This window comes from Glutamicibacter sp. AOP12-B1-11 (genome assembly GCF_052379245.1).
Lineage (GTDB): Bacteria > Actinomycetota > Actinomycetes > Actinomycetales > Micrococcaceae > Glutamicibacter.
Genome location: NZ_JBQSYL010000005.1, coordinates 73,016 through 87,783, shown reverse-complemented (window position 1 = coordinate 87,783; position 14,768 = coordinate 73,016). Strand labels below are relative to the sequence as shown.

The 14,768-nt window shown below is 63.3% G+C and carries 15 protein-coding genes and 1 pseudogene; 3 read left to right on the top strand and 13 right to left on the bottom strand.

The window, feature by feature from the left end; translation table 11 throughout:
• Window positions 1-2 precede the first annotated feature (2 nt).
• Entirely contained in the window at window positions 3-1,187 is a 1,185-nt protein-coding gene (locus tag ACT3UQ_RS04280) for an MFS transporter (RefSeq protein WP_444636532.1), read from the bottom strand.
• 113 nt (window positions 1,188-1,300) lie between these two features.
• Between ACT3UQ_RS04280 and ACT3UQ_RS04275 the strand changes: the two genes are divergently transcribed.
• On the top strand, window positions 1,301-1,747 hold the full coding sequence (locus tag ACT3UQ_RS04275; protein WP_105569888.1) for a MarR family winged helix-turn-helix transcriptional regulator: 447 nt from the start codon (window positions 1,301-1,303) through the stop codon (window positions 1,745-1,747).
• 34 nt (window positions 1,748-1,781) lie between these two features.
• Window positions 1,782-2,456, top strand: coding sequence for an HAD family hydrolase (locus ACT3UQ_RS04270; protein WP_258137736.1), 675 nt, complete (start codon window positions 1,782-1,784; stop codon window positions 2,454-2,456).
• Window positions 2,457-2,533: 77 nt separating this feature from the next.
• On the opposite strand, the pseudogene ACT3UQ_RS04265 reads toward ACT3UQ_RS04270, so the two are convergent.
• The 11 genes and pseudogenes from ACT3UQ_RS04265 to ACT3UQ_RS04215 form a co-directional block, all read right to left on the bottom strand.
• Window positions 2,534-3,760: pseudogene (locus ACT3UQ_RS04265) on the bottom strand (low temperature requirement protein A).
• A 146-nt stretch (window positions 3,761-3,906) separates the two neighbouring features.
• Window positions 3,907-4,551, bottom strand: a complete 645-nt coding sequence (locus ACT3UQ_RS04260) for an isochorismatase family protein (protein ID WP_105649442.1) — start codon at window positions 4,549-4,551, stop codon at window positions 3,907-3,909.
• Window positions 4,552-4,605: 54 nt separating this feature from the next.
• Window positions 4,606-4,848: a hypothetical protein gene (locus tag ACT3UQ_RS04255; protein ID WP_105649443.1), complete on the bottom strand. Its 243-nt coding sequence runs from the start codon at window positions 4,846-4,848 to the stop codon at window positions 4,606-4,608.
• Window positions 4,849-4,867: 19 nt separating this feature from the next.
• Window positions 4,868-6,049, bottom strand: a complete 1,182-nt coding sequence (locus tag ACT3UQ_RS04250) for a Gfo/Idh/MocA family protein (RefSeq protein WP_444636531.1) — start codon at window positions 6,047-6,049, stop codon at window positions 4,868-4,870.
• Window positions 6,050-6,122: 73 nt separating this feature from the next.
• Entirely contained in the window at window positions 6,123-7,160 is a 1,038-nt protein-coding gene (locus ACT3UQ_RS04245) for an ABC transporter ATP-binding protein (protein WP_105553795.1), read from the bottom strand.
• Window positions 7,141-8,157 (bottom strand): ABC transporter ATP-binding protein, encoded by a 1,017-nt coding sequence (locus ACT3UQ_RS04240; protein WP_105553796.1) that lies wholly within the window; start codon window positions 8,155-8,157, stop codon window positions 7,141-7,143. The genes ACT3UQ_RS04245 and ACT3UQ_RS04240 overlap by 20 nt, the downstream gene beginning before the upstream one ends.
• Window positions 8,157-9,065, bottom strand: coding sequence for an ABC transporter permease (locus tag ACT3UQ_RS04235; protein WP_105553797.1), 909 nt, complete (start codon window positions 9,063-9,065; stop codon window positions 8,157-8,159). The genes ACT3UQ_RS04240 and ACT3UQ_RS04235 overlap by 1 nt, the downstream gene beginning before the upstream one ends.
• Window positions 9,062-9,985, bottom strand: a complete 924-nt coding sequence (locus tag ACT3UQ_RS04230) for an ABC transporter permease (protein ID WP_105553798.1) — start codon at window positions 9,983-9,985, stop codon at window positions 9,062-9,064. Before ACT3UQ_RS04230 ends, ACT3UQ_RS04235 begins: the two co-directional genes overlap by 4 nt.
• A 79-nt stretch (window positions 9,986-10,064) precedes the next feature.
• Window positions 10,065-11,660: a peptide ABC transporter substrate-binding protein gene (locus tag ACT3UQ_RS04225; protein WP_444636530.1), complete on the bottom strand. Its 1,596-nt coding sequence runs from the start codon at window positions 11,658-11,660 to the stop codon at window positions 10,065-10,067.
• A 126-nt stretch (window positions 11,661-11,786) separates the two neighbouring features.
• Window positions 11,787-12,974, bottom strand: a complete 1,188-nt coding sequence (locus ACT3UQ_RS04220; protein ID WP_105553800.1) for an ROK family protein — start codon at window positions 12,972-12,974, stop codon at window positions 11,787-11,789.
• 101 nt (window positions 12,975-13,075) lie between these two features.
• Complete coding sequence (locus ACT3UQ_RS04215) at window positions 13,076-13,984, bottom strand: aminoglycoside phosphotransferase family protein (protein WP_444636529.1); 909 nt, start codon at window positions 13,982-13,984, stop codon at window positions 13,076-13,078.
• 91 nt (window positions 13,985-14,075) lie between these two features.
• Here ACT3UQ_RS04215 and ACT3UQ_RS04210 point away from each other — a divergent pair, with 91 nt between their 5' ends.
• Window positions 14,076-14,339, top strand: coding sequence for a hypothetical protein (locus ACT3UQ_RS04210; RefSeq protein ID WP_444636528.1), 264 nt, complete (start codon window positions 14,076-14,078; stop codon window positions 14,337-14,339).
• On the opposite strand, the gene ACT3UQ_RS04205 is transcribed toward ACT3UQ_RS04210, so the two are convergent.
• Window positions 14,336-14,551 carry a hypothetical protein gene (locus ACT3UQ_RS04205; RefSeq protein WP_105649447.1) on the bottom strand — a complete coding sequence of 72 codons (216 nt, stop codon included), beginning with the start codon at window positions 14,549-14,551 and terminating at the stop codon, window positions 14,336-14,338. The genes ACT3UQ_RS04210 and ACT3UQ_RS04205 overlap by 4 nt on opposite strands.
• Between the last annotated feature and the right edge of the window lie 217 nt (window positions 14,552-14,768).

Here is a 14,768-nt window from a genome sequence, read left to right as displayed (position 1 = left end):
GCCTAGTTTGCTGCCATAACCGCGGTTCGCGCAGTCGACGGCTCCCGCTTGGCCAACGAGGCGGCCAGCAGCATCAACAGCAGCGCGGCGAGGGTGATGGCGGCGCCAATCCAGATCGGCGAGGTGTAGCCAAGCCCCACGGCGATGCCCACCCCGCCGGCCCAAGCGCCGAGGGCATTGCCGACATTAAAGGCGCCGATATTTGCTCCGGAAGCCAGCGTCGGGGCAGTCCCGGCGTAGCGCATGATGCGGCTTTGCAGGCCGGGAACGGTGCCGAAGCCGAATCCACCCATGAGCAGCAGGGCCACGACGGTGGCTATCGGGCTTGCCGCCAGAGCACCGAAGCCCACCAGGACAACAACCAGGGAGGCGATGAAGATCAGCAGCGTGCGGTCGATGTTCCGGTCGGCCATGCGTCCGCCGAACCAATTGCCAACGAATAGCCCCACGCCGAAGAGCACCAGCAGCCATGGGACGGCTCCGGAGGCAAAGCCGGATACTTCGGTCAGCGTGTAGGCGATGTAGGTGAAGGCACCGAACATCCCGCCATAGGCAAGCACCGTGACACCCAGCGAGAGCCACACCTGCAGGGAGGCGAAGGCGCTCAGCTCCCTGCGCAGGGATACCGCTTCGGCGGCATGCCGGAGCACCGGCACCAGAAGCAGGATGCCGATCAGTGCGAGCACCCCGATGCCGGAGATGGCCCAGAAGGTGGAACGCCACCCCGCCTGCTGGCCCAGGAAGGTTCCGAAGGGAACGCCAAGGACATTGGCGGCGGTCAGTCCGGTGAACATGATGGCGATGGCCCGCGCCTTCTTGGCCTCGGGCACCAGATCCGCGGCGACGACGGTGCCGATGCCGAAGAAGGCGCCGTGGCATAGTGCGGCGATCACCCGCCCGATCATGGCCCCCATATAGTCCGGGGCGATGGCGGTGAGCGTATTGCCGATGATGAACAGCACCAGCAGCCCCACCAATACCGGTTTGCGCGGCAGGCGCACGGTGGCGGCGGTCAGCCCGAGAGCGCCGACCACCACGCTCAGCGCGTAGCCGGAGATCAGCCATCCTGCGGCCGCTTCGCTGACGCCGAAGTCCGCCGCCACCTCGGGCAGCAGGCCCATGATCACAAATTCGGTGAGCCCGATGCCGAAGGCACCTAGGGCCAGCGCGATGAGTCCCAGTGGCATTTGCTTACTCCTGATAAACTTGAAAAATAGTTGCAGACGCTTGTTATTGCGCCGATGGGTTAAATAGTTGCACACGCAATTAATGCGCGCAAGCAATCATTTTGGAGGATGAAGTGGGAATCGCAGACGACGCGGTCGAAATCCGTGCCCACGGGTGGCGTACATTGGCGGCCTTGCACGGAATTATCGAGTCCGCACTGGAAAAAGACCTCAGCGCAGAAGTCGGCTTGTCTGTGGTGGAGTACACACTTCTGGACGCGCTGAACCGGCAGGACGGCTGGCATATGCGCATGGCGCAACTGGCCCGGGCGACCGCACTGAGCCCCAGCGCCACCACACGCCTGGTGAGCCGTTTGGAAGATCGCGCCCTGCTCTCCCGGGTGCTCTGCGCCGATGATCGACGCGGCATCTACACCGAGCTGACGCACGCCGGCCAGCAGCTTTACCGCAAGGCGAAGCCAATTCACGACGCAACCCTGGAACGCGTGCTCAAGGAGGCCGAGCAGCAGCCCGAACTCGCACCGCTAGCCCGGATCCTGCCTCAGTTCCCTTCCGCCTAGCCCTCTGCCACTTCCGCGAAAGGCCACAACCATCGTGATACCCCGCTTCTCCGCCGTGCTTTTCGACTGCGACGGCGTCCTCGTAGACTCCGAACTGATCACCAATTCGGTCCTCCGCACTATGCTGCTCGAGCTGGGCTGGGAGATCGGCGTGCAGGATTGCCTAGAGATTTTTATCGGCAAGGCACTGAAGGACCAATGGGAACCGATTTTCGCGCACACCGGATTCCGCATCGACGGTGCGTGGCTCACCAGATTCCGCGCACGCCGAGATGATGCGCTGCGCAGCGCGCTGGCCCCGATCGACGGCGCGGCCCACGCGGTAGCCGCGATCGCCAAGACCTACGGGTCAAAGATCGCCTGCGCCACCGGCGCGGATCGAGGCAAAGTGGAAATGCAGCTTTCGGTTACCGGCCTGGCCCCCTGGTTTGGAGATCGCGTATTCAGCGGCATGGAGTATCCGCGCAGCAAGCCAGCACCGGATGTGTATCTGGCAGCCGCCGCGGCCCTGCAAATTGACCCGCTTCAGGCGCTGGTCATCGAGGATACCGTCACCGGAGTCACCGCCGGGGTGGCAGCCGGCGCCACGGTGTTCGGCTTCGCCAATGGCGGTCCCAGCAGCACCGCGGCCGAGGACCTGCTGGCGGCCGGGGCAAGCCGGATTTTCAGCAGCATGGACCAACTGCACGCGCTGACCATCAAGGATTAGCGTCCCGGGTCTCTGGCCGGGATTACGCAGCCGACGCCGCCGGCGGCGTGCGTCACCGTGTTTCCGAAAGTGCTCAACTACCGCGCCGGATGCTGCAGCGCACGGTCGAGGGTCACCGCCAGCTTTCGCCAATAACCTAGTTCATACACGACAATCACGGTGAGCGGCGAGCACAGCAGCACCAGCAGGCAAGCCCAGACCGGAAGGCCCCATTGGCTCAGCAGGACCGCAGCCAGCGGCATCAGAAACGTCGGTAGATGCGCCAGGGTAAACATCGCAGCGTCCAGCAACCAGGTCAGCAACGAGGCGATGATCAGCATGAAGATGAATACCGGAATCGCCAAGGCGAGGATCACCACGACCGGATCCGTGGCGGCCTGCGGGTCATAGGCGTAGCCGACCGTATGCAGCCCGGCACCAATCGCGGCGATGCATGTGAACAGGGCAATATGACCGTAAATCCACGCGGAAGCCTTGTCGCGCCGCTGATGCAGGACCGGCCCGGAGGGCAGCTGAAAGTATGCCCACCACAGGCTGAAAGAGATCAGCACGCCTACCGAGACCACCACCACGCTCTCAAAGCTCCAATTAGAGCCCGCCGAGATCGCGCGGGCCGCCGCCAGCGTTCCCACGATGCATTCGCCGAGAGCGATGATGGCCATCAAGCCATAGCGTTCGGCAATGTGGTGGGCATGCCAGGGAATGCCTGATTCGCCGCGCCGACGGGCCTCCTTCTCGGCAATCAATGGCGCACTGAAATCGATGACCCAGAAAATCGCCAGGCAGACCAAGGCCGGAACCAGCGACAGCGGAAGGAAAAGGAACGAGGTCCAGCCGATCTGCGCGATGCCCACGCCGATAGCGTTTCCGCGGGCCACCACTCGGTGCTGCGGGTCCTGCCGGGCGACACGCAGCCATTGCCCGATCAGCGCGATGCGCATGACTATGTAGCCGACTACCATCACATTGGCATCCAGCACCGCCCCATGATCTATGGATTGGAACATCATCGGGATGCCGACCGCCAGCACGATGACGCCCGCCATCTGCACCAGCGTCAGGCTCCTGAACAGCCAATCGTCATTATCGAAGGCCGAGGCCAACCAGGCATAGTTGGCCTAGGCCCAGACGATCGCCAAGCAGGCGATGACAAAGGAAACGATGGCCGGCAGATAATGGCCTACCTCGATGCCGTGGGCCAGCTCGCTACCGGCCACGCCGAAGGCGGTGACGAAGGTCAGGTCGAAGAATAACTCCAGGGTGCTGGCGGACCTGTTTTTCTCCTGCGGATCCCGGCCGCGCATGCGCCGCAGGCCATGCTGGTAGAAATTATCTCCCGTGCTTACGGTCATCGATACAGCCTTTTCGAACGGCAACTTGCGAACAGCAATAGAATATTGGACCGAACACTGAAATACGCAAGCAACCGCCATCGACCACCGCTTCTTTGCTACTTCCCGGCAGCGTCAAGCTCGTGCTTCAGCGGGAAGTACCAGCGCATGATCTCGCGCAATTTATCCGAGTCACCGCGTGCCCAATTACGCATCAGCTCCCCGCCGAAAGAAATCGCGGTCACCGGCTGTGCGCCGGCCGAGATCATCCGGTCGAAGGCCCGATCGTGGGCCACCTGCGAAATTCCTCCCACGGCATCGGCTACCGGGTAGACCTCGTATCCTTCGGCCAGCATGTCCAAGGTCGGGAAGGTCAGGCAGACTTCGGTCCACAGCCCGGCCATCACCACCTTGCGGCGGCCGCTGCCCTCGATGGCCCCACGAAATTCGGCGTCCTCCCACGCATTGACACCGCTGCGGTCAATCTCCGGCACTCCGGGCAGCTCGTCCTTGATGTGCTGCGCGGTGCCCTCGTTCACGCCCATGTCCACGCCGACAGTGGAGAGCACCACCGGAATCTCGTATTTCATGGCCAGGCGGCACAGCGCCACGACGTTCAAGTCGATCCGCTCACGGGTGGCCGAGGTGACGGTGCCGTACTGCTCGGGCTGGTAATCGATCAGCGCCAAGACGCAGTTCTGCGGTGTCAGCAAGTGATCGTGCGCTTGATCGCGGATCGGTTCCGGCGAGGTCTTCTTGGACATCTGCTTCTCCTTCAGGGCCTATGCACCAACGAAAAGGGGTACGTGGAAAACACGTTATCCTACGCGGTGCGGCGGAACCAGAGGCCAGAGCGAGGCGCGCGCGAATGCCTTCGGCCCATTGGACCGGCCCAAGGCAGGCGCCTGGGCGGCAAGGCGCGGCTGCACCGCCAATGCGGGGTTCTCCTCCGGCTCCAGCTGCACCATTGCGCCAGGTGGCACACTCTTGCGCGCCGGGACCAGACGGATCACCCATCGAATCCCGCCCGGCCGCGGTTCCGCCGAGCGTTCGGAAGCCACCTGGCCAAATGACGGCTCCCTAGTTGACGTGCTGCGCCTGCTGGTCCGCTTCGAAGTAGCTGACCAGCCCTTCCTCCAGACCGGGAATCTGCAGCGTCTGCCCCGACGAGCGCAGCGAACGGGCACCCAAATCACCCACGGCGACGGCAGCCCGGGCAGCCAGCGGCGAGGTTTCGGTCGCTCCCCCATCACGGGCGAAACGCAGGAATTCGGCGATCAGATTCGGGTCGGCGCCGCCGTGGCCCGCATCATCACCCTTGATCTCAACCTTCAGATCCGGTTCGGCGAAACCATGCGTGGTGCGGGTGTTCCACACGTGGATGAAGTCCCCGGGGCCGTCACCGAAGTTCTCCAACCTTCCGGCGCTGCCGATGACCGTGTAATTGCGCCAGTAGTCGGGGGTGAAATGGCACTGCTGATAGGAGGCCAGCACCCCGTTATCCAGCTTCATCTGGACCATCGACAGATCCTCCACATCAAGCTTCGGGTTCAGGCCGCGCTGCGCGGACGGCGGCCAGTTCTCCAGGGAGAACCAGTCGCGCAGGCGCAGGTCCGCATTATTCCGCCGGTCCTCCACCTGGCCGTAGACCGCCAGCGATCCGACGCCGGAGACCTGGGTGCTGTAGCCGTTGGCCAGCCAGTGGATGACATCGATATCGTGGGCCCCTTTCTGCAAGAGCAAGGTATTGCTGTATTGGCGTTCGGCGTGCCAGTCCTTGAAATAGTAATCTCCGCCATTGCCCACGAAGTGCCGGCACCACACGGCCTTCACCTCGCCGATGGCGCCCTGTTCGATCAGCTGCTTCATCTGCCAGATCACCGGCATATGGCGCATATTGTGCCCGACGTACAATCTGGTGCCGGTGCGCTGGGCGGCGGCCAGGATCTCGTCGGCGCGCTCCAGGGTGATGTCCAGGGGCTTTTCGACAAAGGTGGGGATACCCGCTTCCAGCGTGCGGAGCACTACGTCGCGGTGCGTGAAATCCGGGGTGAGGACGAGGATCGCGTCGAGGCCGGCGTCCAGCAATACCTGCAGGTCCGCGGTGACTTCCGCCTCGGGCAAGGCCGCCCGGGCATCCTCGCGGCCGCGCTCGCTGGTATCGCAGACGATCCGGACCACGCTGCCTTCCCCCGGACGTTGCAGGTAGCGGTGCAGCGAAGCCCGCAGTCCGAAGCCGACGATTCCGACCTTGAGGTCCATGTAGTTCTCCTTTTGATTGGCGCCCTTGCGGCGCGCACAGCAAATATTTGATGACCGGATGAAGCCGGCGCGGCTAGCCTGAGCCGAGGTTCAGCGGGCCGGGGAAGAAACAGCGGGCCGCATGATCACCCTGCAGCGGGTCCAGCCGCGGCTCGGAGGCGGCGCAGCTGGGTTGCGCGATGGGACAGCGGGTATGGAATCGGCACCCCGTCGGCGGGTCGATGGGCGAGGGCGGATCCCCCTGCAGCAGGATCAATTCACGCGGTGTGCTCGAACCCTGCCGGAGTTCGGGCGCCGCGGAGAGCAGCGCCTGGGTGTAGGGGTGGGCGCTGTGCTCATAGACCCTGTCGTAGCTTCCGGATTCGACCACCTTGCCCAGATACATCGTCGCGACGCTGTCCGAGATATGCCGGACAATCTGCAGGTCGTGGGCGATGAACACGAAGGTCAACCCGAGTTCCTGCTGCAGATCCTGAAGCAGGTTGACCACCTGGGCGCGCACCGACACATCCAGGGCCGAGACCGCCTCATCGCAGATCAGCACCCGGGGATTCAGCGCAATGCCGCGGGCAATGCCGATGCGCTGCTGCTGGCCGCCGGAGAAGTTATGCGGATAGCGGCTCAAATGATCCGGGTTCAGCCCCACCAATTCCATCAGCTCCGCGATCTTCGCCCGCCGCCGGGCACGGGGCACCAGATCGGGATGGATTTCGAAGGGTTCAAGCAGGATCTGCTCGATGGTCATCCGCGGATCGAGCGAAGCGTAGGGATCCTGGAAGATGAGCTGGATGTTCCGGCGCATCAGGGCACGCTCGGCACGCTGCAGCTCGTTGATGTCCACCCCGTCAAAGAGCACCTGGCCTTCGCTGGGCTTTTCCAGCCCGGAGAGGATGCGGGCAAGTGTGGACTTCCCGCAGCCGCTCTCACCGATGATCCCCAGCGTCTGCCCGGCGGGCACCTGCAGGTCCACCCCGTCCAGCGCCTTGAGCACCTTCTTCGCTCCGAAGGGCAGCGGCCGGGCTACCGGATAGTGCATCCTGATATCGCGCAGTTCCATAATCGGTCCGGATGCTGTCTTGCCGGTCCGCGGCTCAGTGGCTGTATGCGGCATGACTCGGTACCTCCTGGGAATGGAAACAGGCCGATTGGCGTCCGGCCGAGATGGCCTCCAGCGCGGGCACGGCGGCGGTGCAGGCTTCGTCGGCCAGGAAACACCGGTTGGCGAACGAGCAGCCCACGGGAATGTTCAACAGGTCCGGCGGGCTGCCGGGAATCGCCGGAAGCCGGTGACCCTTGAGCGCTTCACTGGCCACGGATTCGGCGAGCCCCCGGGTATAGGGGTGGCGCGGCGCGGAAAGCACCTGGGCGGTCGGCCCCTGCTCGATGATCCGTCCGGCATACATGACCGCTACCTGGTCGGTGACCTCGCGCACCACCGAAATATCGTGGGTGATCAGGATCAGGCCCATATTGTTCTCCGCCTGCTGCTCCTTGAGCAGCTCCAGAATCTGGGCCTGCACGGTCACATCCAGGGCGGTGGTCGGTTCGTCGGCGATCAGCAGTTCGGGTCCCAAGGCCAGCGCCATGGCAATGACAATGCGCTGGCGCATGCCGCCGGAGAATTGGTGCGGGTAGTCGTTCACCCGGCTGGCCGCGGCCGGGATGCGCACCCGGTCCATCATCTCGATGGCCGCGGCCTTCGCGGCCTTGCGGCTGTAGCCGCGGTGCACCCGGAACAGCTCGCCGATCTGCCGGCCCACCGGATGCACCGGGTTCAGGGCGCTGAGCGCGTCCTGGAACACCATGGACATGCACGGGCCGGTCAGCTGCCGGCGGCGTTTGGCGCCGATGGACAGCAGGTCTTCGCCGTTGAGCAGGATTTCGCCGCCGGCGACCCTGGCCGGAGGGGTGTCGAGCAACCCCATGATGGTCCGGGCGGTCACCGACTTGCCGGATCCCGACTCGCCCAGGATGCCCAGGCACTGGCCGGCGGCAAGCTGCAGGTCGACGCCGTTGATGGCGGTCGCGGTGCCCTGGGGCGTGGCGAACTGGACGCGCAGGTCGCGGATTTCCAGCAGTGGCCGCGGGGCGTGGTGCGGTTGCCTCATTACTTTCCTTTCGGGTCGAATTCGTCGCGCAGCGCTTCGCCGAAGAGCACGAAGCCGAGCACCGTTATGGTCAGGAAGATCGCGGGGAAGAGCAGCAGGTGCGGTGCGGCGTCGATGTAGTCGCGGGCGGCCGCCAGCTGCAATCCCCAGGAGACCGCCGGCGGGGTCAGCCCGATGCCGATGAAGGTCAGCCCGGCTTCCGCGGAGATCATGCCGCCCACCCCGAGGGTCTGCAGCACCAGCAGCGGGGTGACGGCGTTGGGCACGATGTGCTTGGCGATAATGCGCCGGTTGCCGGCGCCGAGCAGCCGGGCGGCCTGCACATATTCGCGGTGCCGGATCTCGAGCACCGAGGAGCGCATGAAGCGCACCCCGCCGGGCCAGCTGAACAGTGCCAGCGCGAAGATCACGGTCCAGATATTGCGCTGGCCGAACAGCTGCAGCACCACGATCGCCGCCAGGATGAACGGCAGGCCGAAGGCCATATCGCAGATGCGGGAAATGACCGCGTCCACCCAGCCTCCGAAGTAGCCGGCGATCGCGCCCACCAGGGCGGCAATGGCGAAGGCGATGGCCGAGACCACGATGCCCACCAGGATGGAGGCCCTGGCCCCGTAGATCACGTTCGTGTAGTAGTCGCAGCCCTGGATGTCGATGCCGAAGAGATGCGCGGCGCTCGGGGCCTGGTTGGAGAGCATGATGTCGCAGTTCTCGGTCGGTCCGGCGCCGAATCCGGTGAACAGCTGCGGAAAGGCCGCCATGATGATCATCAGCAGCACGATCGTGCCGGAGATGGCCAGCCGGGGGCGCAGCCACCAGCGCCGGTGGGCGCCGCGGCTCGGAGCCGGGGCCCGGTCCACCGCCTGGGCGCCGTCGCCGGGGCCGATTGTTGTGCTTGTCGCGCTCATATTCTCACCCGTGGATCGATTAGGCCGTAGGTCAGGTCAACCAGGAGGTTGAAGACCAGGTAGACCAGCACCAGCAGGGTGGCGATGCCCACCACCACGGTGCCTTCCTTGTTGTTGATGGAGGAGACCATCAGCCCGCCGATGCCCGGCAGATTGAAGATGGCCTCGATGATCACTGCCCCGCCGAGCATCCCGGCCAGGCTCAGGCCCAGGTAGGTGACCACCGGGATCATGGCGTTGCGCAGCGCGTGGCCCCAGATGATGCGCCGCGGAGTAAGGCCCTTGGCCTTCGCGGTTCGCAGGTACTCGGCGCGCAGGACGTCCACCAGCGAGGTGCGGGTCAGCCTGGCCAGGCCGGCGGCGGCCTCCAGCGCCATCACCAGGGCGGGCAGGATGAAGGCCATCGGCCATCCGGCGCGGATGCCGGCCGGATCGACCCAGCCCAGGTGCACGCCGAAGTAGGTTTGGGCGCCCAGCGCGATGACGAACCCCGGCACCCCCATGAACAGGACCGTGAAGACCAGTGCGAAGTGGTCCCCGGTTTTCCCGGCACGCAACCCGCCGTAGACCCCGATGAGCAGGCCGATGAAAAGCTTGAGCACCCATGCGGTCAGGGCGAGGGCCAGCGTGGTTGGCAGGCGTTCCAGGATCAGGCCCAGCACCGGGCGGCCGAAGAAGTCGATGCCGAAATCGCCGCGGAAGACGCCGAGGATGTAGTTTCCGTACTGGACGAAAAAGGGATCATCCAGATGGTAGGCCTGGCGGATCTGCGCCACGGTGGCTTCCGGCAAGGGACGCTCCCCGGTCAATGCCGAAATCGGGTCACCTGGCATCAGGAAGGTCAACGCGTAGATGATGAATGTGGCGCCGAGCAGCACCGGGATCATCTGCCCGATACGCCGAACGGTATAGCCCAGCATGGGTACTCCCTCATCACAATAGGTGGCTGGCGCGGCCGCAAGATCTTCGTGCGGCCGCACCAGCCAAACGGAACCGTTGCTAGCAGCCGTAGCCGGCGCGGTAGTACTGCAGGTCTCCCTGGACGTCGTTCAGCTGCGCGCACTGCGACTGCAGTCCGTAGTCGGTGGGGATGAACAGCGGGATTGCCGGCAGATCCTCGACGATGATCGCCTCGGCTTCGGTGTAGAGCTTCGCGGCCTTGGCTTCGTCCATTTCTGCGCGGGCCGCACGCAGCAGCTTGTCGACCTTGTCGTTCGAGTAGCCGGTCACCGTGTTGCCGTCTCCCCCGGTCTCGTACTGGCTCAGGTACTGGTCCGGCGACATGTAGGACCAGCCCCACAGGCCGAACACGGCTCCATCGAGCTTCTGGCTGTTGCGGCGTTCGGAAAGCTCGGTGCCCAGGGTGGGCTTCAGCTGCACCTTGATGCCCAGATTGTCCTGGATCTGCTTGGTCAGCGCTTGGACCAGCTGCTGGTCCGAGGCGGAGTTGCTCTCGATGATCAGCGTGCCGTCAAACCCGCCGTCCTCGGCCAGGATCTTCTTGGCCCGCTCCGGGTCGAAGACGCAGTCGGCGCAGGAGCCGGACACATAGGAGCCCAGCGACGGAGGCACCAGCGAATCCGAGGTTTGCGCATGGCCCTTGAGCAGCGAGGCGGCAATGGCTTCGCGGTCGATGGACAGCGAGATGGCCCGGCGCAATGCCGGGGACTTCAGTTCCTCGACGTATTCGGGGATCTGCAGCGTCTGCTGCTTGGAGGCGGTTTCCACCTCGTAGAGGGCCTGTTCGCCCAGCTGGTTCTTCGCTTTGTCGACCATAGTCGCCGGCACATTGCGGATCATGTCGAGGTTTCCGGCGGTCATGTCGGTGTAGGCGGCATCCACCGCGGTGTAGATCTTGCCGACCAGCTTGTCCGCACCGCCGGAGAATCCTTCGGCGCCCTTGAAGCCGTCCCATTTCTCCAAGACGACCTGTTGGTTATGGTCCCAGGAGATGAACTTGTAGGGGCCGTTGGAGACCGGGGACTGCTCGTAGGCGTCCAGGTCTTCGAAGGCGGATTCCGGCATGGGGCAGGTCGGATTGGTGCTCAACAGCTTCGGGAAGTCGGCGTTCGGCGCATTCAGGGTGACCCTCAGTCGGGTTTCGTCGACAACCTCCACCCCGGAGAGCTTTTCGGTCGAAGCCTTGCTGCCATCGGTCGGGTTCAGTTCTTCGTAGCCCTTGAAGGAGACGAAGGTACCGTTGCCTTGCCAGGCGTTGGAGCCGGTGGCTGTCGCGTTCCAGGCCTCGGCGAAGGAGTGTGCGGTGACCGGCGTGCCATCGTGGAAGGTCCATCCGTCCTGCAGTTCGATGTCCCAGACCTTGGCGTCCTGGCTGGTGACGGACTTGGCGGCCAATGGCTCCAGTTTCTGGCTCTGGGAGTTGACCTCCATCAGGTTCGCGCAGAGCGCCATGCCGATCTGGCTTCCGGGTTCCTTCTGCGGAGTGATGCTTTTTGGTTCCGTCGACATGAATGTCAAGGTCGCGTCTGATCCTTCGGCGCCGGTTGCGGCCGTGCTCGACGATGAGCATCCCGTGGCGAGGAGCGCCAATGAGGCCACCCCCGCAACGAACGCGATTTTCTTGGATTGTTTCATCCTTTTCCTCCCTGATTTACGGCATTCCGGGCACGAGCGCCAAGGCAGTGGCTGCCGTCACATTTATTTATTTTATGAAATAAAGTAAACACGATAGGAGGATGATGTCAACAGTTGTGCATGAAATTACTTGCGGATTGCCTCGGCGTGCATCCGCTCGATGAAGCTCAGCGGGTTGCTCAGCACTTCGTTAACCATGATGCTGGCGGCAAAAATGGACAGCGATAGCTCATGATCGCTGGAGTAGACCACCCGCTGGGCGGCCAGCGGTCCTTGCAACGACCGGCTGGCCACGACAGACTGCACCCCGGCCAGGGTTTCGGGACGCTCGGCTGGCGTACCGGCAATCACCAGCAGCCCGGGGTCAAGCAGGTCGAATACGGTAGCGGCGGCGTGCGCCACAAAACCGTTCCGTTCGGTGACCAGCGAGCGGATCTGCTCATCTCCGGCATCATAAAGCCGGTCGATATCCCCATAGTCCTTGACGTCCAGCCTCCCCGCCTCGTGGGCGCGACGCACCGTCGCTTCATCCGTGGCCATCACCTGCAGGCATCCGCGGCGTCCGCAGGCACAGGGATATCCTGCGTCGCTGACCTGCAGATGAGCAATGTTCCCGGCATGCTGCGACCATCCGGCACGGATCTGTCCATTGCTGACCAGCACCGCCCCGAGATCGGAGGTAATCACCATGAGCAGGAAATCTGATTCCCTGGCTCCATGTCCGTAAAAGAGTTCGGATTGCGCCGCAGCTCTGGCATTGTTATCCAAGATCAGCGGCTGGGGCAGGTCAGCTAGCATGCTGACCGCCGGAACCTCACTCCATCCTGCGCCCTGGTTCTCGACGATTCGGCCATTGATCCGGTCGACAATGCCACCGGTCGCGACTCCCGTCCCGAGGATCTGACGCCCCTTGGCGTGCTCGGCTATGAGCAGGTTCGCCTGTTCGATGATCAGCGCAAACGAGGCTTCGGCATCCAGTCCCGCGTGCGGAACGAGGACCGACGCCTTGGAGATTCCGTCCAATCCGGTCAACACCACGCCGGTAACCCGCGGGCCGAGGTGGATGCCCATGACCAGGTTCGATTCGCTGTCCACGCTCAGCGGAACGCGGGGCCTGCCCTGGCCCGCGGCCACCGCATCGGCCTCGGCAATCAGCTGGTGATCCAGCAAGCTGGCGGCAATGCTCGTGACCGAGGCGGCGCTAATGCCGATTGCGTCGGCAATTTCCTTGCGTGAGCGCCCGGGAGAAGCGAAGGTTTCGCGCAGCACCGACGCAAAATTCCGAGCGCGGGCCGGATCGGTCCTACGGCTCATGGCAGGGGCACCTTTCTTCCAGAATATTCCTTTTGTCTAGGAATGCTTTCATCATTCTTTCATCTGTACAGCAGACTTGCGCATCTGCCGGCCCGGCAGGCTCACGGCTTCAGCAGCACCTTCAGGGTATCCCGGCCGATTTTTCCCAAGGGATCGGCTGCGCCCAGTGGCGCGGTGAGCATGGCGTAGCGCAGCGCCCAACCACGGGCGCGCAACCTCATTGACATGCCGCGATCGACGCTGTACCTCTGCAACGCTTGCTCCCGCGGCTCCTCGGTAAAATGCATCCACAGCATCCCCAAATCCGAAGCTGGATCTCCGGCGCAGAGATCTCCGAAATCCACCAGGGCGGACAGCTCGGCCCTGCCCGCAACGGTGGTCACAATCGTATTGTGTGGATGCGGATCACCGTGGAGCCAGCGTGGCGGCCCTCCATAGGCTTCGGCCTCCAGCGACTGCTCCCAGATGCGTTGCGCACCACGCCGGTACGTCGCTGGAAGCTGGGAGATTTGCTCCCTGGTGCGCCGGTCCACGGCTTGCAATTCGCAGCCCCTGAATTCACTGCGTGGCGCATCCTCCGGAGCCGGGCCATGCAACGCCAGCAGGTAGTCGATAAAAGCCGGTGCGTAGGCATCACGTTGCGTTCGCCCCAGCGTCGCGGCGCTGATGCCAGGCACGTACCGGCAGATCGAAAAGGTGAACGGGTAGTTCGCGGACGGCTCGCCGATGAATACCGCGGCCCCCACCTCCAAACCGCTGTCGGACGACAGGCGAGGCAACCATCTGCGCTCCTTGTGCCCGATCTTTTCGGCCAGCGCACGTCGAGGCAATCGCACCAACAGGTCTTCACCCAAACGGTAAACCTCATTATCCCAGCCGGTGGCCAGATACGTCAGGGGCTTCCCGGCCCACTGGCGTGCCTGCGCGAGGATCAATTCGCGCACCAGGTCCCGGTCAATAGACACTTCGGCCGCCGGCATAGCCGAAACCGGCATTTCTTGGAAGGTCATTGCTCCATGCTAAATCAATCCCGCCAAAGCGACCGTTCCCATTCCGCTTGGGACGGCCATCCCCGAGCAGTGAGGTAGCCCCCGCACCCGTGTGGGCACCGCCTGGGTATACGACGTGCAAGGCATCCTCGGCGAAGGACCCTCCCGGTGGTGGAACCCGCTGTCCTTCGTCACCGATATGAAATCGGCGGTGAAACTGGCCGAGGTGTCCATTGCTTCGGAAACCTCAGCCGGTGCCAAATCCGACGCTTATTTCGAGTCGGACGGTAAACGTCTGCTCTCGCATTTCTTGTTTGCTGCGGCCATTGCGAACCGCTCCATCACAGAATTGATCGCCTGGGCGCAATGCGCCTAGTTTCCTTCATTACCTTCGTTGCTTTTCCGCTTCTTGCTCTTCATCTTGCACAGCGGGGCGATGGCACCGATGAGCATCATTGAGATAACAAAAAATGCCATTTCTCCGAAGGATCGCTGGTCGCCGATGTTGTAGCGGATCGCTTCTGCTGCGGTGCCCAGCGCAAAGCCGAGAAGCATCCCGAATAAAGACGCTTTGTTGGTCGAACGCATTGCCTGTCCCCTGTGAACATCTCGTTGTTTCGTTGATCAGTTTTGGCTATTCGATAATCACCGCTTTCTTCGCGAAGATATATAGCACAAAACTAAAGGTGGTTCACTTGATCGAATTAATTCAATTCTAACTACAATCAGCAACCTTACTAAGGAGTAGCAAACGCAGTCAAAGCCAACACACTCATACTTTAGTAGGAGGGCCGCGCGCAAAAAT